This window comes from Phormidesmis sp. 146-20 (assembly GCF_052939475.1).
In genome coordinates this window covers 1-20906 of record NZ_JBJPHT010000070.1, presented here as the reverse complement: position 1 = coordinate 20906, position 20906 = coordinate 1, and the positions used below count along the sequence as shown (strand labels likewise).

The following is a 20906-nucleotide window of genomic DNA, read 5'->3' as shown; positions in this document are numbered from 1 at the left end:
GCATCCGCTCATTAACTAACGTCATCTTCTTAATTTCAAGCGAGTCAAATCCTGTATGCACACTCTAAAAGACCTTTCTGAAGCAAACGTCATCCTCATCGTCGATGACAACCCGGCTAACCTACGAGTACTTTCTGAATCACTAGCAGAAGACGGTTTTGAGGTTGCAGTTGCCACCAACGGTGAAAGCGCAATTAAGCAAGCTCGACATAATCCACCCGATTTGATTTTACTAGACATTCAAATGCCCGGAATCGATGGCTTTGAAACCTGTCGCCGCTTAAAGTCCAGCCCCGATACTTCTGACATTCCCATTCTCTTTATGACAGCCCTTTCTGACACTGACGATAAAGTTAAAGGCTTGGGCTTAGGAGCGGTTGATTACATTACAAAACCATTTCAACAAGAGGAAGTTTTAGCACGGGTCAAAGTTCACATTCAGCTTCGTGATTTTTCTAAAAGATTGGAAACTCAAAATAGCTTACTCAAGCGGTTTGCTGAAACGATGGAACAAAAAGTAGTCGAACGAACGATCGAGCTTCAGCAGGCACAATTACAACTCGTTCAGCAAGAAAAACTCTCTGCTTTGGGTCAGTTGGTTGCAGGCGTTGCCCACGAGATTAATCACCCAGTCAATTTCATCTACGGCAATCTAAATCCTGCTCAACAATACGCCCAGGGTCTACTGGAACTCATCCAACTCTACGAAGCAAATTATCCTCATTCACCACAAGAAATTCAAGAGAAAATTAGAACGATCGACCTTGAATTTCTCCGAGAAGATCTGCCCAAATTACTCAACTCCATGCAGTTTGGAACTGAGCGAATTCGAGAAATTGTAGTGTCATTGCGAAACTTTTTTCGTCTAGATGAGGCAGACTTCAAACAAGTTAACCTGCACGATTGACTCAACTGACTCAACAGCACCTTTCTGACTCCTTTTTTAACGTGAATTCGATGAAATCCCTCGCTGTGGCGATCACTCCAGGCAGCCCCCTAAATCCCCCAAGTTTGGGGGACTTTGAGCAAGAAATCCTGTCCGAAAGTCCCCCAGATTTGGGGGGTGGGGGGCAGAAGCGTTAAATACCGAAGCGAAAAAACTCTATCGAATTCACGTTTTTTTACTACCAAATCAGTTGGCAAAGGAGCAGAATTTGTAATTGAAATTCCAGTCTCCTACCCAAAAGCCGCAGACGTGCGTTTAGGAAAAGCCACACTTACCAACTTTTATCAAAGACAAGATTTGTACTAAAGAATTTCTCAAATCAACCCTGTAGGCGCTCGATCGCTCTAATCAACCTCAGTAGCTCGCAAATAAATATTCTTAGTCGGTGCCAAGCCGTCAGATGGAGCGATTGGTAAGCGAAGTGGAGAAGTCCGTCGATATCATGAAATTATGAATCCGCCAAAGGTTTGATCACAGCGATCGACCGAGTTTTTGATCTATGCTCAGAGTGGATTTACGGACGAAGAACTTGTATGACACTGACCGAAGAAATACGGAGGTTAACCCAACGGCTTGATACTCAGTCCCAAATGTTGGCCGAGGAACAGCGATCGCGTCAACGACTCGAATCAGCGCTTCAAAAATCAGAAGAGAAGTTTAGCAAGGCGTTTCGGTCAAATCCCGCAGCGATGATGATCACGAGCGACGATCGCATCCTCGACGTAAATTCAAGTTTTTGCCAGCTTTTGGGATACGCCCCCCCGGAAGTATTGGGCAAATCAACGCAGGAATTGAATTTGTGGGCGGCGGGCGATCGCGATCGCTGGCATCACAGTCTGCATGAGGTTGGCGCTGTAGACAAAAAAGAGTTTGAAGTTTTTAACAAGGCCGGTGAGTTAGAGCTTGTCTTGGTGTCGGCAGAGACGATCGAGCTGGACGGCGAAATAGCAGTCTTGACAACCGCTCAGAGCTTGGGCAATCGTAAGTCTCTGACCCAGGCACTGCTTGAGAAAGAAGAGTTTTTACGCAGCATTTATGAGGGGGTGGGGCAGTCAATTTTTGTGATCGATGTCGAAGGCGATCAATTTCGCTATGCCGGGTTCAATCCCATTTGCGAACGAATCACTGGAATTTCTTCTCTCGATGCCCAGGGCAAAACCCCCCAACAGATTCATGGGCGCGAATTTGCTGCCAGCGTCAATCAGCATTATCAAAACTGTCTCAGCGCCGGAGAAAGCATCACCTATGAGGAGTATCTGCCGTTTCAAGGACAAGAACTCTGGTGGCTGACGACGCTCACGCCTCTGAGAAATGCTGACGATCGCATCTATCGCATTGTTGGCACCAGTATTAATGTCACCTCGCGCATCTTACGCAGCATTTATGAAGGCGTGGGCCAGTCGATTTTTGTGATCGATGTCGAAGGGAATGAGTTTCGCTATGCCGGGTTTAATCCGACCTGTGAGCGGCTGACAGGCATCTCTTCGACGGAGGCTCAGGGCAAAACGCCCCAGCAGATTCACACGGCTGACTTTGCGGCGATCGTCACTCAGCACTATCGAGACTGTCTAACCAGTGAAGCCAGCGTTACTTACGAGGAGTTTCTTCCCTTTCAAGGACAAGAACTCTGGTGGTTGACGACGCTTACGCCGCTACGAGATGCCTATTCTCAGGTCTATCGGATTATTGGCACCAGCTTAAACGTCACGCCTCAGAAACACATCGAGGCCGCCTTGTCTCGATCGCAAGCCAAACTCAATGATGTGATCAATAGTGCAGGGGCGGCGATCGTCAGCTTTCGTCTGTTTGCCATTGGAGACTGGGAGTATGAATACTGCTCGGCGGGAACTGAGATTGTCTTTGGGTACACCCGGGAAGATGCGATCGCGGATCAAAATATCTGGATGTCACGGGTACATGCAGACGATCTCGAAACCGTTGTGCTGCCAAATTATCAAAAGTTTTTTGCCGAACGCACAGTCACAATAGAGTATCGGTTTCATCACGGTGACGGCTCTCTCAGATGGATTTCTGGTACTTATGCGTCGCGGCGGGATCACAGCGATAATTGTTGGGTCGTCACCGTAGTCAGCCACGATATCACGCAGAGAAAACAGCTAGAACTCGCCCTACAAGCAACAGAACTCAAACTCAGCGACGTTCTCAAAGGGGCGATCGTGGTTTTAGGTAGCAGTCGTGTTTATCCCGATGGCGCTTGGACGCTGGACTATGTATCTCCTGGCAGCGAGGCGATCTATGGCTACACCGCAGAAGAATTGTTGGCGGACAAACAGCTTTTCAGGTCGCGGGTCGATCCCCAGGATTTAGAAACCGTCTTTGGCGCACAGATCGAGCCAATCAAGGCCAAAAAAACCATCAGCTACGAATTTCGGTTTTGGCACAAAGACGATCACCTCTGCTGGATTGCTCATACCTTAAGCTCTCGATGGGATGAGGCGGCCCACTGCTGGGTCGTGACAACCGTCGCAACAGACATAACCGATCTCAAACAGACCGAAGCCGCCTTACAAAAAAGTGAAGAACAGCGTCGTCTGGCTCTAGAATTTGCCCACATTGGCAGTTGGGATTGGAACCTGATCACCAATGTCACGACCTGGAATGACATTCACTTTTATCTACTGGGGCTGACACCCGGTGAAGTCGAGTCAAGTCAACAATCCTGGAGCGATCGTGTCCATCCAGAAGATTTGCAGCGAATTGAGCAAGCCAAAGACCAGTCGCTGATATCGCAGACCGATTACTCAGAAGAATATCGGGTGATTCATCCAGATGGGCAGATTTTTTGGGTGTTGGGCAAAGGTCGAGCGATTTATGATGCGGACGATCGCCCCGTGCGGATGGTTGGCGTGATCATGGACATCACCGAGCGCAAACAATCAGAATTTGCCCTACAAGCCAGCGAAGAGCGGCTACAACTCGTTCTCGATGCCAACAACGACGGAATTTGGGATTGGGATATTTCGACTCAGCAGGTCTTTCGATCGCGCCGCTGGCAAGAGATTTCGGGCTATGGGATGGAGGAAGCGATCGAGTCTTCAGACTGGCTAAATTTACTGCATCCCGATGATCTAGAAACCGTGATCACAGCGCGTCAGGCTTATTTTGCTCGACAGACTCCTCAATACGTCGTCGAATTTCGGCTGCGCTGCAAAGATGGCACTTACAAATGGTGTGAGTCTCGCGGTACGGCTCAATGGGACGAAAATGGACAACCCATTCGCATGGTCGGGTCGCTGAGAGACATTACCGAACGCAAACGTGGATCAACCGAACTCAAACAAGCCAAAGAAGCCGCCGAAGCTGCCAATCTAGCCAAAAGCACTTTTTTAGCCAACATGAATCACGAATTGCGGACGCCCCTGGCGGTCATTCTGGGCTGTAGCGAACTTTTGCGATACGACAAGTCGCTCAACGAAAAACAAAAAGCACGGCTGGCGACGATCGAGCGCAGTGTCCAACATCTCCTCGACCTGATCAACAACGTGTTAGAACTCTCCAAAATTGAGGTCGGTGCCGCCAAAGTCAATCTCAGCGAGGTCAATCTCTCAATCCTGCTGCAAAATCTAGAGGAAATGTTTCGGGTACAGGCAGACGCAAAAGGCATTCGGTTGATGGTCGATCGTGCGCCTGAGTTGCCAGACCTGGTGCAAACCGATGAAGGAAAACTGCGGCAAGTCGTGATCAATCTCCTCAGCAATGCAGTGAAATTTACCGAGCAAGGAAGCGTCAAGCTGCGGGTTTGGGGAGAGACAACCGCCCAATCGTCCTTTCTGCACTTTGAGGTGTCTGATACTGGGCCGGGCATTGCGCCCACAGAAATCGACACGGTGTTTGACGCATTTGTGCAAACGGAAACAGGGCGAAAGTCTAAAAAAGGCACGGGGCTGGGGTTGGCGATCAGTCGGCAGTTTGTCCAATTGTTGGGCGGGCAGATTACCGTCCGGAGTGGAGTCGGACAGGGGACGCTGTTTGCCGTAAAGATTCCTGCTCAGTTTGACCCCTGCCCATTGCAGCCGCTGAGTCGAGAACAGGTTGATTTGTCTGTGATGCCCCCTGCGCGCGATCGTCCGCTCAAGTCTTTAGTGAGTAGAATGCCCAGGGAATGGACGGTTGAGCTTCAGCGATCGGCCCTGCGCCTAAATGCCGATCGCTGTCTGCGTCTGATTGAGCAGATTCCTCCCGATTTTGGTGATCTTGCTCAGAGGTTGAGCGATCTGGTCGCAAACTTTCAGTTTGATGCACTGGTCGAGTTGACAAAAGACTAAACTCTTCAAACAACCAAAAGAACTGATGTCAGCCCTCTTTTATCTGTTTGAAACCTGCTGTAAACGTAAAGAGACTCCTTTAAAATCAGAAATAATGCTTCAATAAAACTCAGGGAGTTTCTGTTTGGAGGGGGTTAGCGCTAAAATTGTCAATATTCTCTACATAAAACATAACTCTGCTGACTGCCTCACTTCAGCACCACCCTATTTCATAACAAGATCTGTTGATATAAGTCTGTCACTCTATTCATCAAATTTTCGATGGCTCTAATCAACTACAAAACCCAGAATGATCACCTACGATTTAACATCAAAAGTCCCCAATTCTTTAGTGGAGCCGACTCACCTCTCGCCCATTACGGTTTACTATCTGCGTAAGCTCCTGCGCCAAAACTTCGATCGCCTGCTTCCCCTTTCAGATAGAACCGTGGACAGTGCTTTGCTAGATAGGTCTCAAGGGGGGGAGCGATCGCACGGGATGGTTCTTGAATTAGAGCAGTTAGTCCTTCAGCATGAAGCCTTGAGCAGCCGGGGCGCAAAACATCTACCCGAATTGAGACACGCCGAGCAAGAAATTTTTCGACTGTTGGGCTTCAAAGTTCAAGAAACGCTGCCTCAAGCGACCATTCTCGTCGTGGATGACACACCAGAAGTGCTGCAATTTCTCTCAGATGCGCTCACCCAAGAAGGCTATGAAGTCTGTAGCGCGATCGACGGCGGTATTGCACTCAATCGGGCGCGTGACATTCAGCCAGACCTGGTGTTGCTGGATATTATGATGTCGGGGATTGATGGCTACGAGGTGTGTGAGCGACTCAAAACAGATCCGTTGACCAGCAAGATTCCCGTTATTTTTATCAGCGCAATGGGCGACAGTCTCGACAAGGTAAAAGCCTTTGGGGTCGGGGGTGTGGACTATGTGACCAAACCGTTTCAAATCGAGGAAGTCTTTGCCAGAGTCGAGCATCAGTTAAAGCTGCGAAGCCTGCAAAAAAGACTCGAAGAACAAAACGTTTACTTACAGATTCAGATACAGGAACGACAACAGATTGAGGAACGCTATCGAGATGTATTTGACAATGCTGTAAATGGCATGTTTCAGACCACTCCAGACGGTCGCTTTTTAAGGGTGAACCGATCGCTGGCTCAACTACTCGGTTATTCATCGCCAACAGACTTGATCAGCGCGATCGCTCACGTTGCCGAACAGCTATATGTGCGTCCTCAGAGGCGATCAGAGTTTGCGACTTACCTTCAGCAATACGGCGCGGTCAATGATTTTGAGTCTCAGGTCTACTGCAAAGACGGCCGCATGATTTGGATTTCGGAAGATGTGCGGACGGTCAAAGACGCTCATGGCAATCTGCTGTTTTATGAAGGCATCGTCAAAGATATCACCGCCCGCAAACAAGCCGAAGAAAAGGGACTGCGCGATCGCATCAAGTCAGAGCGATTTTTTCTCAACTTCTTGCTGCAAATGGAAGGCTTGATAGAGCAGTCCTAAATCGGCTATAAAAATCTTGCGATAGCGGGTTCTTACTGATTCGTTCTTGTCCATTAGTTTACGACTAATCACTAACTGCTATAGCAATCCTAAATGAGTCATGAACAGGTTTTTGTCGCTCCGTTCCAGTCCGCTTCAGCCCCCTAAATCCCCCAAAATTGGGGGACTTCAAGCCCAGAATCCGAGTTCAAAGTCCCCCAGATTGGGGGATTTAGGGGGCGAAGATCTCGGCAATAAACGATTAAGCAACTTGTGTGTACACGGTAGCTCCTTGGGGAGAGGGCTAGGGTGAGGGTGAAATTTCAGAGTTATTTAATCCACGATCCTATAGAGGCAAAACGATAATTCTGTTATCTGCACATGACTCACTACGAGTATCAAGTCGGCGGCAGCCTCAAAAAAGACGCGCCTAGCTATGTGGTGAGGCAGGCAGATCTTGACCTCTATGCAGCGTTGAGGGCGGGAGAGTTGTGCTACGTGTTTAACTCGCGGCAGATGGGAAAGTCGAGTTTGCGCGTTCGGACAATGCAGCGATTGCAGGCGGTTGGCGTGTGCTGTGGGGTAATTGATATGACGCTGATCGGCACCCAACAAGCCACTCCCGAACAATGGTATGCCTCGCTTGCGGCTTCTCTCGCAAATAGTTTTTGTCTCAATGTCCAGGTGGGCACCTGGTGGCGTGACTTTGCTCACTTGTCTTTGCCGAGTCGATTGGGCGAGTTTTTGGCGACAGTTTTGCTGACTCAAGTTCAACAGCCGATCGTCATCTTTATCGACGAAATCGACAGCGTTCTCAAGCTCAAGTTTGGTGTGGATGACTTTTTTGGGCTGATTCGCTATTGCTACAATCGACGGGCGGATGATCTGACTTATCAGCGGTTGACCTGGGTGTTGATGGGTGTGACGACTCCTTCGGATTTGATAGGCGATCCCTTGCGGGCCACTCGAAAAGATCGGTCTGAGACTCCGTTTAATATTGGGCGAGCGATCGAGCTACAGGGCTTTCAAGAACACGAAGCACTCTCGCTGGCGGATGGGTTAATTGGACGGGTGACCACTCCACAGACCGTGCTGCGATCAATTCTCACCTGGACAGATGGACAGCCCTTTCTCACTCAAAAGCTATGTCAGATGGTCGCGCAGGCAAGTCAGTCTACAGTGCAGGGAATTTTGAAACTGCCGCCGGGGAGTGAGTCTTTTTGGGTGGAGCAGTTGGTGCGATCGCAGATTCTCAAGGATTGGGAAACTCAGGACGAGCCAGAACATTTGCGAACGATTCGCGATCGGCTCTTACAAAATCAGCAGCGGGGACGATTGTTGGGCGTATATCAGCAGGTGTTGATGGGGAATGAAATAGACAGCACGAGCATTGAGAGTATTGATTTGAGGCTGTCTGGATTGGTGGAGCGATCGCCGGGGGCGCTCAGGGTAAAGAATCGGATTTATGAGCAGATTTTTGACCTGGTGTGGGTTGAGAAACAGTTCAATCAGCTTCGACCTTATGGGCTGGCGCTAGAGGCTTGGGTCACTTCTCAAAAACAGGACGAGTCGTGGTTGTTGCGGGGTCAGGCGTTGCAAAGTGGGCTGGAATGGTCACAGGGTAAGCAGTTGAGTGAGGTCGATCGACAGTTTCTCGAAGCAAGCCGGGAGTTCGATCAGCGATCAATGCAAGAAACCTGGACGATCGAACAACTCAAAGCTGAAATTCAAGTTCTCTCTGATACGCTACAAACGATTAGACAACAGCGATGTTGGCTCATTCTTTGTCTGGGTTTGAGTGTTGCGTTTCTCGTGAGCCATTTGAGATAGGAGCCACTTTGATGACAACAGAACTGACAACCGATTATCAAAACGTTTTGGCAAATGCGGCTAGTCGAACGGGCCGCCCCAACCCCGATCGCGTGGTAGAAGCGCTGCTGGAAGCTGAGAAAGCGGCTAAAAAACAGCGACTCACCTATCCGCTCACACCCTTGCTGGGTCAGTGGCGACTGTGCTTTACCACGGGGACTCGCAAGCTTCGCAAAAGGGGCGGGATTGCCTTGGGCAAAGGGTTTTATCTTCCTCAGTTTGTCCCGGCGGGGATCGGATTTAGTCCGGTGGCGGAGCGGGACGATTATGCAACGATTAACAATCAAATTCAAGTGGGTGGGTTACAGCTAAAGTTCACCGGATTGGCGAAATATTTGGGCAAAAAGAACCTGCTGGCGTTTGATTTTTCTCAAATTCAAATTAGCGTTGGTAAGTATGCCATCTATACGGGGCAGTTGCGAGGCGGCAAGACGGATTTTGAGGAACGATCGGTTGCCCAACTTCCTTTTTTCGCCTTCTTTTTAGTAACAGAAACCTTTATTGCCGCACGCGGTCGAGGCGGCGGATTGGCGCTATGGACTCGTGAATAATTGCCCCCCAAGCTGCCAACTCTGGAGGATTTTAAGACGGGAGCATCCCAATTGTGCAAAATAGCTAAATTTTTGATGTCAAAGGTCAATCGCTTCGTTTTGGTTGGCTTCAGCCCCCTAAATCCCCCAAAATTGGGGGACTTTGAAACCTGAACATTTTTTTCAATTCAAGAGCTTTGTCTTACTCAAAGTCCCCCAGAATGGGGGATTTAGGGGGCGATGGATTCAGGCAATGACAGATCAATACACAATTGGGATGCTCCCCTTTAAGATAAGACTTCCAGTTCAAAACTTCTCGCGGGTTAAATCCGTTATAAGTTTCTGTGATTAATCACGAAACGGAAAGTTCTATCGAATTCATATTAGTTTTATACATCCTAAAATCCCCTACAACCAGAGACTCAAGCTTCAAGGCAGTAAGGGTTTTTAAGTAGCTTCGATGGTCATTTTTGATGACTATTTAGCTTCGAGTTTGGCAGTGTTTGATCCGGCTAGAGACTGACCGAAACTTGTTTCTGCAATGTACTTGTTTAGAAAAGTTGTGGCAAACGAAAGCACGATCGGAGCCAGCACGATCGCCAGCAGTCCATGTACCGCAAACCCTGGGACAAACAGAGACGCTAACCAGAAACACACCCCGTTAACAATCAACGAAAACGTTCCGAGTGTCAGAAATGTGACTGGTAGCGAGAGAACTGAGAGAATCGGCTTAACGAACGCATTGACCAATCCAATCGAGATCGCAGCTAACAATGCAATGGGAAACGTAGCAATATCCACACCGGGAACTACTAAGTCAACCACTAATAAACCCAATGCACTCGTCAAGGTGGTTAGAAAAAAGCTCAACATTTGATATCTCCTAAATGAGTTTTGGAATGGAAAGTTTACACTGTGCCTTCGAGTTTTTCTTCATGCTTGGTAATCGCCCAAACTGCATGAATCACACCGGGAACCCACCCCAAGAGCGTCAGCAAAATGTTGATCAGCAAAGCACTACTAATGCCGTAGGTGAGAAAAACACCGATCGGGGGAATCAAAATACCCAACAAAAGACGAATCAGTTTCATGGAAGTTACCTCAAAGTGATAGAAAATGGTGGATTTGGAAAGGGTGAAACTATTTAGTCATAGCCGTTTGGAGCAAGCCTTTTAGGTGTTGGCGGATTTGCTGTTCTTTTTGAGCGACAGACGTTCCTGCTTCACCAATTCGAGTTTCTAGTTCCAATTGTTTAGTCTGTAGTGGATCAGATCCGGTTGCTTCAGCGTTTACTTTTGCTTTTTCATACCAGATAGAAAAGTTTTCTAGGCGTTGTTGAAGAGATTGTTTGGCTGTCAGATAGCGATCGCTGTAGCGTTCTGTCAGTTTTACATCCCATTTGCTCAGTTGATTTCTAAATTCGGCAGACAGAGCGTTAAAAATTCTGATGGCCAGAGTCTTGAAATCGGTAGAGGAAGAATTCTCAACAGTAGCTTCTTCAGTACTCTGGTTCAAGTTCCCAGAAATTTTAGAAACTGTGTCTTTAGCAATCAGACCAATTTCACCTGAGCCTTCTTTGAATTCATTAATCGCTTGAGAAGCAGCATTTTTGAATACTTCACTGATGCGAGTCAGTCGCGTTCCACTTGCTGTTTTAACTTTCTCGAAATCGTCTGCTAGACGGTCTTTAATGGAATCAGACATGAGTGACCTTCCTTACAAGATATTGAATTAGAGATCGTTGAATAGAACAAAACTCAGACTTAAGCAGTCACCTTTTCGCTTTTGCGATTTTTGAGTTGTTCTAGAAGAATTTGCGAAACTTCTGTAACCAGCAGCGTAACAATCAAGCCATCATCAATCCAGCCTACGATCGGGACTGTATCGGTCAACAAATTCAAAGGACTCAGCAGATAAATCAAACTGCCTAAAATCATTAGCCAGCGATACTTAGAATTCCGAATGGTGGAGCGATACCAGGCGTAAAGCGGTTGAGTGAAAAACTTCATTGGCTTGCTTTTGGACTACAAATCTATCTTTACAAATCCTGTTTGAAACTTCTGGTGTGGATAACCCACGATTTTGGCGTAGCATTCCCACCTGGGGAGGGAAGAGGGAAGAGGGAAGAGGGAGGAATTTAGTGGAGATGGCTGTGAAGGTCGTAGTTAGAGAGGGATGAACAATAATTTGGTAATGCTAATTGGTAATGCTAAATATGAGAGCTTGAACTCACGATCGCTAATGACTTTGATATTTTTTAGTGCATCACTGCGGAATAACTTTTGCAACAGAGTGTGAAATCATTAGCGATCGCGATCTACGATACTTTTATCTCATGAGACAATCATGAAAACTAAAGATTTTTCACCCCGAATCAGCCTTTAATCATGAATTACCAGGTCGTTCACAGCACCGTGGGACGGTTTCGGTTTCGAGTTCCCCAACTTGCGCGGGATGCTGAATTTGCAGAGCAATTAGATGGATTGGTGCGATCGCTCGAATCGGTGACCAACGTGCGGATTAATTCTGCTGCCGCTTCGCTGATTGTTTGTTATAAAACTAGCCCAGCCGAAACCGTTCAAAATGCCATTGCCGCCTGCATTCATAAACTCAGCGATCGGGCGATCGTTCCTTCAATTCCCTGCGATGAGAACGCTGCTGAAACTGAGGACGCTTCTAAAACGCTCGACCTGGAACCCGAAATCAATCACTGGCGAGATTTAGGAATGCCCTGCTTGAGTCTGAGTGTTGCCCTGCTGGCCGCTCCGTTAGAGTTGCCTGTGGTGGTCGTCGGGGCTGCGATCGCAGGGGCTGCCATGCCGTGGTTTGCTCGCGCTTCAGACAGTTTGATTAACCAACGCCAGCCCAATATTGATTTGCTCGACTCGCTGTGGATGACGATGCAAACGCTTCAGGGTCAATTCGTCGCGCCCGCGCTCAAAACCTGCCTGGTCGAAGTCAGACGATCGCTGCGAGGCACCTCCGCCGACCATCGAACCCAACAGGCGCTCGAAAAGCTGGATTGGCTAGAACAGTCAGTTTGGGTAGCGCGAGACGGACAGACCCTTCAAGTGATTGCCACTGAGATTCAAGTGGGCAATCGCGTCAAAGTTGAGGCAGGCGATGTGATTCCCGTCGATGGTTGGGTAGTGTCTGGGGCGGCTCTGGTTGATGAGTCGAATCTCACCGGGGACTCAACGCCCGTGGTTTGCTCACTTCGAGACAGCGTGTATGCATCTGCGATCGTCCGAGACGGCAGTTTAGAGATTTTGGCAGAATGCACTGGACTAGAAACGCGGATTGGCTGGATGGTTCACCTGATCCAATCGGCTCCCGTACACGACACGCAGATTGGCATTCATCAGGCAGAATTTGTGAGAGCCGCGATCGTTCCCACCATTTTTCTAGGCGGCACTGTGTTTGCACTAACCGGAAATCTGGGAGCCGCGATTTCACCGTTTCAATTCGACTTTGGCAGTGGCATTCCCATCTCAGTGCATACGACGCTATTATCAGCGCTCACTTACGCCGCAGGTCAAGGAATCTACATTCGCAGCGCCCGCATTTTAGAACTGCTGTCTCAAGTGAATGCGATCGTTCTGGATGAAGAAACCATTTCACAAGCGTCGAGTCAAGCCATTGCACAGCTACAAAGTCAGGGCATTGCAACTTATTGGATCACCTCTGAACCATTGTCTAAAGCGAGTGTGAAAGCCAATCCTTTGAGCATTCCAGCAGCTCACGTCTGGGCAGACGCTCCTTCTAATAGTCTCGATCGCTTAATTTGCGGGCTTCAACATCAGGGCAAAACGGTGGCTGCGGGGTGCGATTCTGGAAACGTTTCGATCTCGTTTTCCCATCCAAAAAATTCTGAGCTATTGACAGATGTTGTGATTTCAAGTGATGTGCAGGGATTGGTCGAAGCCATTGCGATCGCTCAACACGCAATGAGTCTGGTCTATCAAAACACAGCAATCATTGTTGCTCCCAATCTCTTGATGCAGATCGGCGGGGGAATGTTCTTGGGCTTAAATCCTGTGTTGAATGTGATTGTAAACAACAGTTCGGCCTTTGTAGCTGAGTTTGTGAATGGGGCGCGTCCCTTTGATCCGCGATCGCTCGATCGTCGTTCTCGAACTTTGAAAGCGATCTCCGCAGGAACTCCCATTTTCAATGCCTTTGCCAACACACTCAATCAGCGCGAACTGGCGAAACGACTGCGGGTGACTTCTCAAGCTTTGACGAGTTGGCGATCAAAGCCCGATTTCTCAACCTGGGCCCAGCAAAAAGACCCCGAAGGAACGCCCTGGCGGTTTGACTCAGCTACAAAATGCTTTTATGCGATCGTCCAGGCAGATTCTCAGCTTCAACCGACACAGTAAGGAGTTTTCGGTGAAGTTGCATCCATTAAATCTAGCCCCCTTAAAAAGGCTACCGTGTCCACACAAGTCGATCGATCTAGCATCGCCGACAGGCTTCGCCCCCTAAATCCCCCAATCTGGGGGACTTTGAGAAAGAAAGGCTTCTAGAAGGCAAAAAAACTTCTCAGGACTGCAAAGTTCCTCACTCGTGGGGGTTTAGAGGGCTGCCCGGATTAATCACCGTAGCGAAAGTTTCATCGAATTCATGTCTTTTCAAGGGGGTTAGGAGGGATGAAAATCTGTGCCACCCCACAAAGAACAGGGACGAGAATAATCCTGAATTTGCGATCTAAATTTACAATCCTAAATCACTGCAAAAGCAAAAATCCCCCACTTATTAAAGCAGGAGATCTGATTGCAATTTGATTTAGCTGGTTCGATTTTAACTGCTCAACTAGTGTGGTGATTTGCACTCGTTTCCGTAGAGTTTCATTTGGCCATCTGGCATTGTCTGAGTACACCAAACCCCTGCCGACTGCCAAACTCTCATCTGGTGCCAGGAAACCTCGATCGCGCTAAAAGTCAAAAGCAAAGCGATCGGGGGAGCGACTAAAAGAAACGCAAGTCTACGGATGTTGAGAAAATCTGGATGCTCAATCATAACGTCTCCATTGAGTATTGTTGATGGGTATTGTTGAATGGACTGAAACCTGCGATCGAATCTGAAGATAAATCAAATTCGCAAAAGCGAGAGAATGCTCAAGAAGTTTGCCTAGTTCACCTTTTTGTAGGGTCGAGAAAATTGACAGGGTGAGCAGTTCTTTCTTAATTAGAATTAAACCACTTATCCTGATTAAACGAGCAAAACCTTAGATTTTCTTCTCAATGTTCTTGACTTCAGGTTTTGATTAATCACGCGATAAGTAGAGCAGATTGATTGGATCGAAACTATCTAGAAATCGTTACAAAAAAGAACTGATGACTTTAGATATCACCAGTTCTCAGTAGGCATTTTCGATTTCAGAGTCGTCCTTGGTTGTTAACTTCTATCCCCACTTCAGAAGAGCCGTGAATCAGGATAGAACGTTAAATTAGAATGTTTCGTCTAGCTGAATTCCTTTACGACTTAACTGTATTAACCGATCGTGACTTCGCGAGGCATTTTATCTTCAGAACCATTCTTTGAGTCGGCCAGATCAGCCTTCGCTTCCGCAATCAGATCTTGGACAGATTCACTCGCTTCTGCAAAGGTGTGTTGTGCTTTATCAAAAACTTCAAACGCCCACACCAAGCCATCTTTAGCAACTGTCCTTGTCGATTCGGAGAGGTTACTTCCGGTCATTGAATCCACAGCACTCACCACAGGAACCATCACAACGGCCCCAACACCCACCGCGATCGCAGTCAACGGCTCCAGCCCAAACATCAAAGCTTCTAATTCAAACATGGGTCATCAATCTCCATAAATAGAATGAACAAGACGGCACCCACACAGTTATCTACCCTGTAACGATCGACCACTAATATACAAGCCTGATGATGGTTTGTATCGAGGTTTGTGATGCGTGATCAAGAAAGAATGACGAGGTAGAAAAGTGATGTGAGAAGTCGGTGACAAGAACCAAAAGTTTGTTGAATCTCTTAAAGCCTGGTCACCTCTTTTTTCTTACCGATACCTGAGAGGTAGTTCATTTATGATACCAACAAATTCTGTTTAGAAATCGGTTTCTTGATTTTCTTAAGCTTGCTTAATAATGCAACATTAACCTATCTATCTTTTCTAAAATTAATAGGAAGTTGATGATTAAATCGATGTCGGCAGATCGTGAAGAATAGAGTCTAATCTAATGATCAGATTGAGCACATTTGCACCTAGATCTTAACCATTAGTCTTTGTTAATCCAGGGTTAGGAAGAACTGAATAAAAACTCTTCAAACCGATGGGTTCATTACTCTATAATCCAATTGTATAGAGATATCTATTCAGTGGATCAAAGCGTGTGAGAGTTTTCGATGTTAATTGAGGTTGCTGGCTAAAAACAAAAAACGTCAGGCATCCAACCTGGCTGATTTTTTAGAGTTGAGGAATAAAACCGTCTTAAGTTTCTAGCTGCCTCGTGACTAATGATCGAATTCTAATCCACCTTTAGCCAACGCCAATTTAGACCTGATCAATAGACTCAATTCGATCGTCTAAATTCAACAAACTAACGCTTAATCAGCCACTATTCTGCTCGAACCTAAAAGCGATCGCAATTGAACGGCGATCGCTTTCTGTTCCCATATTTTTCTACGTTCTCTGACACAAACTTACTCTGGAGGCATCGCACTATGGCATTCATCAAGGTTGAAGATGTCGTGATCAACACGTCCTATATTGCGGCCGTCCGTTTAAAGGGGCAAACTCGTTCTGGTGAGGCAGGCGTGTCGCTGCTGGTTGCGGTGCCGACTGCTTCTTTGCTCCAGCAAGAGGTGCCTTCTCCAGGTCTCTATCACTATGAGTGGCTAGAGTTTACAGGCGAGTCAGCCAAGGCACTTCAGGATTTTTTCAGCAGCTTCAACAATGTGATTGATCTTTTGCCAAAGCGAAGTAATCCAATGCTGGTTAGTCCACCTCATCAATGTGTAGGCGAATCTTCTCCTTCTTGAAAAAGCGATTTCTTTCGCATTCAAGACTGTGTTGCTCAAGGTGAGTGATTTCTTTAACCGTTGTGTGTTGGTTTCTATTTCCCAGAACGCTGAGTTTGACACCCCGGCTGAGTTTGCGATCGAGACGATGGTACTTTACGGCTTTCCCCCAGGGAGAAAAACACCGCCTCGATCAAGCTACAGATTTTAGGGAATGAAGTATTCATAAACGCCCAAGATCACCATGAGCAGTCCCGATAGTACGCCTGCCGAGATTCCGGTCATTTTGGCAGTGAGCCGATCGCCTAGAAAGTATCCAACCACAATCGCCAGAATGCTACATCCAAAGGTCAATATTGTAGTGATGGCAATATTCAAGCCCGAAATACCTGCGCCGACCCCGCTTCCCAGGTTATTGATGGTGAGACCAAAGGCAATGGCGATCGATTCCTTTACGTCGATGTGTCCAGAGCGATCGAGGTCAGCTTTTGCCGGGTCTTCCAAAAATCCTTCGTAGGCAATGTCATCTAACAGCGTGGTGTCAGATTGCATCACAGCCGCATCGCCATAGGTTTCGGAATAGTCAGACGAGTGAATTCCCGCCGCAACGAGCGATCGTGTCATCTTTCTAGCTCTATTTTTCTCGCGGGCTTTCTTTTTTTGGCGTTGCATAATAGAGGGATGAATGAGGGTATTGTACTATGCAGTGTCGATACTGTGGGTCTACTGAGGTTCGCCAGAACGGGAAACGACGAGGCAAGCAAAATCATATCTGTCGCGCCTGCGGTCGCCAATTTATTGAAGGCTATGACCCACCCAAAGGCTACAGCGAGGAAACCAAGCAGGACTGCTTGATGCGTTACGTCAACGGCATGGGATTTCGCGCGATTGAGCGCTGTACTGGCGTGCATCACACAACGGTGATTTATTGGGTCAAGCAACTCGGACAGCAACTGCCGGATGCCCCACAGGAGTCGGAGATTCCAGAGGTGGGAGAACTCGACGAACTAGAAACCTTTGTCGGGTCAAAAAAAACAAAATTTGGATCTGGACAGCCGTGAACCATTTCCGGGCGGGCATTCTCGCTTGGGTGGTGGGAGATCACAGCGCAGAGACGTTCAAACCCTTGTGGCAGATTGTCTGTTGCTGGCATTGCTACTTCTATGTCACCGATGGCTGGAAGGTTTATCCCGGTTTTATTGAGGAAGGCGACCACCTTGTGAGCAAGACGTATATGACGAGAGTCGAAGGCGAGAATACCCGATTACGTCACTACTTAGCTCGATTGCATCGCAAGACCTTGTGTTACTCCAAGTCGGTCGAAATGCTAAAGCATTCGCTGCGATTGCTCCTCCATTACCTAAAGTATTGGTCAATACCCGTACTCACTTGATTCATCCCTTTGTTCAGCAACGCCCTTTTTTTCACGCTCCAATGTGTCCCAGATGCCGATAATGCCAATCACAATCAGCACGCTACTCCCCAAAACATTAGCGACAGGTCCCGGTAGATAGCGACTGATCACATTTCCGACCGAGAGCGAGAGAATGGTTCCTAATGCTGACACAACTGCAATTAACAGGTTACTAAAAATGCCGATCTTGAGTTTTTTAACGCCATAGGCGACTGCAACCGCAAAGTTATCAACGTTTGAGGAAGTAGAGAGGAGGAATGAAGACAGAAGATGAGTCATGGGAATGCTCCGTTGAAGGTGTGAGGAGGAAGGGAGGAGGGAGGAGGGAGGAGGGAGGAGGGAGGGGTAATGATGGTCTGTGGAGATTACTTTCTAGTGATTGCTCTACCCATTCAAAATCTATTCAAAATCTATTCAAAATCTATTCAAAATTATTGAAGAAGATTTGTTTCGATCGTGAGTTTTGTGGTCGATTAGCAATACTGAACTTTAGATTCTGCGTTCATCGTGCTGTAGCGATCGTATCCTCAGATGGGTTGCAGAAGCGCTGAACTAACATTGATGCTGGTGGCGAAAATGTCTACAAAAAAGTGTCAGAAGTCTGGGTAGTAGTCCCCAAGACAATCTCAAATAAGCCCTCCGACGACCCCAACGACTCATCATCAGCAACACTAGTCCGAGAAAACAGACAACGCCAGCAATCCAGCCTCCCAGAATGCGACTTTCTAACTGCATCTCGTCAGGTAAAGCCAGAAAAACCAGCATTCCGAACATGGCAGATAGTCCAATCCGACCACGGGAGTCTAAATTGTTGAGTGCGTTGAGCAACAGTCCTCGGCTGCCTCTAAACGACGATCGCAGTGAGGAGCGATGCGATCGAGGGGGTGAATTGAGATTCATGGGTTTCGTCCGGAGGGTTATCCAGCACAGCAAGAGCAGCGTCCACAAGTCGAACTAGAAAGCGAGTTGTGACTCTGATCAAAAACTGCTGTAGGTCTGGGATACGTGAGAAATTAAGGGGAAAATATCCAAAGCAGATCGCTCATAGATAAATCTGTGCCAGCGCTGGGGGCGAGGGGCAAACAGACTGCTTGAGCCGTGTCGTCACTATTCAGAAACCTGATTAAAACTGCTGAAATGCAGCGAACGTTTTTAACAAATGCCAAAGGCAGTTTGGGTAGGCTGGTCGATCAAGTAAAGCGACCAATCAGAATGAAACGTTCATAAAAAAGCTTTGATAGCGGTAGCTTTGCAGTGCCCAAATGGGGGAGTCGCTTGCTATTAGATATTAGTCTACTGCAAAGGTTGAGGAGGAAAGTAAAAGTTTTGTGAAGAATATTCACCAGATAAGAGAGAATCATCACCTTTAATCAATACCTCTCTCTTTTATCGCCCTACTGGATTAGGTTTTATTAGAAATGAACTAGATGTCAACCTTTTTAGCTGATTTTCCTGTCCATTTTCTCCAGCGATCGAGCGATCGACTCAGGCGTTCTGGCTGATCGTCTCCGGCAAAGCAGATTCGTTCTAGGCGCTCACAGGCAATCAGCACTTCACCCTCGCCCAAGGTGGGATTGATCACAAAATTTCCAGGCTTGGTGTAAAGGCTGACCAGATAGGTGACGATGCCCTCAATTCCTTCAACATTGATCGATTGTTCAGGCTTGAGAATCGGATGATGAGAGAAAATGGCGATATAGAGCTTGCCCACTAACAATTCAAATCGAAACGGCATTCGCTGCTGTTGACACAGTTCAAAGATTTTGCCTTCGGAGCAGATTACAGCGACAATGCGGGCTTCGTCGGCGAGATAGTCATGCTGCCAGCGATCGGGCGTGATGATGGCCAAAGCAGCATCCGACGGGAGGCGATCAATAAAGTCTTCGCTGGCCGTGTCGCCACAGTAGACCAAATGCCTTTCAAGTAGCCACTCATCTCCGATCTGAATTTCAGGGGTGGGGTGATCAGAGACGATCGCCTCTTTGCGCTGAGATTTGCGAGTGGCTGACCTGGCGGCTTTTTCGGCTTCGGTGCTGCGAAGGGCGACGAGTTGCAGTTCTTTTTGTTTGGCTCTGGCAGCGGCGGCGATTTTGGCTTGCTCGTCTGCTTCGGCCTGTCGGCGTTGGGCGGTGGCTTCTCGCAGGGCTTGTTCGGCCTGTTCGGCGCGTTTGCGATCGTCGCTCCCGGCTCTGGCCACTTTGAGCAGCGCTTTGGGACTTTTGGCGATCGCCGTTCCTCGCAGTTCTTGTTTGATCTCTGGCGCAATGTCTCTGGCGATCTGTTTGCCTTGCTGAAAGGTACGATCGTTGTAGCCTGTCTCTTTGGCCAATTCCAGCGTGGTTTTGGGAGGGGGTGAACCGGGTACACTGCCTCGCTGAGTATATTGATTGTCTCCCGATCGGGCCCGCAAGCCCAGGCGATCGAGAATCTGGTCGCGTTCTAGCCAAAGCTCTGCGCGTTCGAGGGCTTCTAGCTCGTTGCGGATCAGATTTTCGTCAATCTCAGCTAAACGGGTACGATCGTGGTCGGTGTAGTTAACGACGTTGCATTCAATTTCGGTAAACCCCAGCAGTCGGCAAGCGGTGAGGCGATGGAGTCCTGCAATCAGAGTAAGATTTTGATCGAGCGTGATGGGATTTAGCAGTCCATTTGTTTGGATCGATTGCATCAGTTCAGATACTTTTTGATCCTTCAGGGCGCGTCGGTTTTGCCCGATGGTGACTTTATCGATCGCGATGAGAGACATAAGTGGACGGGGTTTAAGGGGTTGTTAAGGCGCTCAGGTCGGCAAAGATAGTGAGGGCGGGGCTGTTTAATGAATCGGTTGATCGAGGTCAGGATTTCTTATTCTTCTACGGTAGCGCCCATTTAATCATCCATCAAGGAATCGTAAAACTCATCTCTGGACGGTGTTCATAATGGATTAGACGGGAATTTTTAATGCTTAGACAATATAGCAGATTGCTCGATCGGGTGAAATGCTCTAATAGCCCTTGACCAAATTCAACTTCGTGGTAGTGTCAAGGGAGGGTTAGGCAAAATTTCAATCTTTGATCCAGCATTTTCGCTTCTTGCAGTCTCTTCAGCACGATTAGTTTGCCTTAGCTACAGTCTTCAAAATCCGCTGTAGGATAGTGTTTCGGCGTTGCTGAATCTAAGTATGAAGGGTTGAGTTTGATAGGCCGGCAGTTCCCCAAAATTGGCAGCTTGAGGGGCAGATTTATACCCTTATCCTGCAATGCCCTTTTTGGCGGTTCCCTTGACGATCGCCACCGACACGACTCATCCTTACTAGACCAAGCCGATGATCTAATGATCAGCCTTGAGACGCTTGTCTAAGAGCTAATTTATAAAGTAAATCTTAAGCAGCTAATCGTCTCACCATGAGA

General features: G+C 47.7%; 18 protein-coding genes. 8 read left to right on the top strand and 10 right to left on the bottom strand.

What is annotated here, in order from left to right; genetic code table 11:
• Positions 1 to 55 precede the first annotated feature (55 nt).
• From ACKFKH_RS30735 to ACKFKH_RS30715, 5 genes are all read left to right on the top strand, one after another.
• Positions 56 to 907, top strand: coding sequence for a response regulator (locus ACKFKH_RS30735; protein WP_446862185.1), 852 nt, complete (start codon positions 56 to 58; stop codon positions 905 to 907).
• Positions 908 to 1479: 572 nt separating this feature from the next.
• Entirely contained in the window at positions 1480 to 5232 is a 3753-nt protein-coding gene (locus ACKFKH_RS30730; RefSeq protein WP_446862184.1) for a PAS domain S-box protein, read from the top strand.
• A gap of 289 nt (positions 5233 to 5521) precedes the next feature.
• Entirely contained in the window at positions 5522 to 6736 is a 1215-nt protein-coding gene (locus ACKFKH_RS30725; protein WP_446862183.1) for a response regulator, read from the top strand.
• Positions 6737 to 7096: 360 nt separating this feature from the next.
• Positions 7097 to 8545: an AAA-like domain-containing protein gene (locus ACKFKH_RS30720; protein ID WP_446862182.1), complete on the top strand. Its 1449-nt coding sequence runs from the start codon at positions 7097 to 7099 to the stop codon at positions 8543 to 8545.
• Positions 8546 to 8556: 11 nt separating this feature from the next.
• Positions 8557 to 9135: a hypothetical protein gene (locus tag ACKFKH_RS30715; RefSeq protein ID WP_446862181.1), complete on the top strand. Its 579-nt coding sequence runs from the start codon at positions 8557 to 8559 to the stop codon at positions 9133 to 9135.
• Positions 9136 to 9591: 456 nt separating this feature from the next.
• On the opposite strand, the gene ACKFKH_RS30710 is transcribed toward ACKFKH_RS30715, so the two are convergent.
• From ACKFKH_RS30710 to ACKFKH_RS30695, 4 genes are read right to left on the bottom strand one after another with little or no spacing between them, the layout of a single operon-like run.
• The gene (locus ACKFKH_RS30710; RefSeq protein WP_446862180.1) at positions 9592 to 9987 is read right to left on the bottom strand and encodes a phage holin family protein; all 396 of its coding nucleotides are present in this window, start codon (positions 9985 to 9987) and stop codon (positions 9592 to 9594) included.
• A gap of 35 nt (positions 9988 to 10022) precedes the next feature.
• Positions 10023 to 10205 (bottom strand): YqaE/Pmp3 family membrane protein, encoded by a 183-nt coding sequence (locus ACKFKH_RS30705; protein ID WP_446862179.1) that lies wholly within the window; start codon positions 10203 to 10205, stop codon positions 10023 to 10025.
• 49 nt (positions 10206 to 10254) lie between these two features.
• A complete protein-coding gene (locus tag ACKFKH_RS30700; RefSeq protein WP_446862178.1) occupies positions 10255 to 10818 on the bottom strand; it encodes a hypothetical protein in 564 nt (187 codons plus the stop codon).
• Between the two features lie 59 nt (positions 10819 to 10877).
• A complete protein-coding gene (locus ACKFKH_RS30695; protein WP_446862177.1) occupies positions 10878 to 11123 on the bottom strand; it encodes a YkvA family protein in 246 nt (81 codons plus the stop codon).
• Positions 11124 to 11501: 378 nt separating this feature from the next.
• Between ACKFKH_RS30695 and ACKFKH_RS30690 the strand changes: the two genes are divergently transcribed.
• Positions 11502 to 13496, top strand: a complete 1995-nt coding sequence (locus tag ACKFKH_RS30690) for a P-type ATPase (RefSeq protein WP_446862176.1) — start codon at positions 11502 to 11504, stop codon at positions 13494 to 13496.
• A 433-nt stretch (positions 13497 to 13929) separates the two neighbouring features.
• Here ACKFKH_RS30690 and ACKFKH_RS30685 read toward each other — a convergent pair whose 3' ends face one another.
• Both ACKFKH_RS30685 and ACKFKH_RS30680 read right to left on the bottom strand, forming a co-directional pair.
• Positions 13930 to 14136, bottom strand: coding sequence for a hypothetical protein (locus tag ACKFKH_RS30685; RefSeq protein WP_446862175.1), 207 nt, complete (start codon positions 14134 to 14136; stop codon positions 13930 to 13932).
• Between the two features lie 474 nt (positions 14137 to 14610).
• On the bottom strand, positions 14611 to 14922 hold the full coding sequence (locus tag ACKFKH_RS30680) for a hypothetical protein (protein WP_446862174.1): 312 nt from the start codon (positions 14920 to 14922) through the stop codon (positions 14611 to 14613).
• An 884-nt stretch (positions 14923 to 15806) separates the two neighbouring features.
• On the opposite strand from ACKFKH_RS30680, the gene ACKFKH_RS30675 reads away from it, so the two are divergent.
• Entirely contained in the window at positions 15807 to 16124 is a 318-nt protein-coding gene (locus tag ACKFKH_RS30675) for a hypothetical protein (protein WP_446862173.1), read from the top strand.
• Positions 16125 to 16310: 186 nt separating this feature from the next.
• Here ACKFKH_RS30675 and ACKFKH_RS30670 read toward each other — a convergent pair whose 3' ends face one another.
• Positions 16311 to 16727, bottom strand: a complete 417-nt coding sequence (locus tag ACKFKH_RS30670) for a hypothetical protein (protein ID WP_446862172.1) — start codon at positions 16725 to 16727, stop codon at positions 16311 to 16313.
• A gap of 77 nt (positions 16728 to 16804) precedes the next feature.
• On the opposite strand from ACKFKH_RS30670, the gene ACKFKH_RS30665 reads away from it, so the two are divergent.
• Positions 16805 to 17496, top strand: a protein-coding gene (locus ACKFKH_RS30665; protein WP_446857380.1) for an IS1 family transposase whose coding sequence is annotated in 2 segments (ribosomal slippage) — positions 16805 to 17129 and positions 17129 to 17496 — 693 coding nt in all. Because the reading frame shifts where the segments join, the coding sequence is not laid out codon by codon here.
• Here the strand turns inward: ACKFKH_RS30665 and ACKFKH_RS30660 are convergent.
• From ACKFKH_RS30660 to ACKFKH_RS30650, 3 genes are all read right to left on the bottom strand, one after another.
• Entirely contained in the window at positions 17476 to 17796 is a 321-nt protein-coding gene (locus tag ACKFKH_RS30660; protein WP_446862171.1) for a hypothetical protein, read from the bottom strand. The genes ACKFKH_RS30665 and ACKFKH_RS30660 overlap by 21 nt on opposite strands.
• A gap of 273 nt (positions 17797 to 18069) precedes the next feature.
• Positions 18070 to 18417: a hypothetical protein gene (locus ACKFKH_RS30655; protein WP_446862170.1), complete on the bottom strand. Its 348-nt coding sequence runs from the start codon at positions 18415 to 18417 to the stop codon at positions 18070 to 18072.
• 523 nt (positions 18418 to 18940) lie between these two features.
• Entirely contained in the window at positions 18941 to 20263 is a 1323-nt protein-coding gene (locus ACKFKH_RS30650; RefSeq protein WP_446862169.1) for a ParB N-terminal domain-containing protein, read from the bottom strand.
• Positions 20264 to 20906 lie beyond the last annotated feature (643 nt).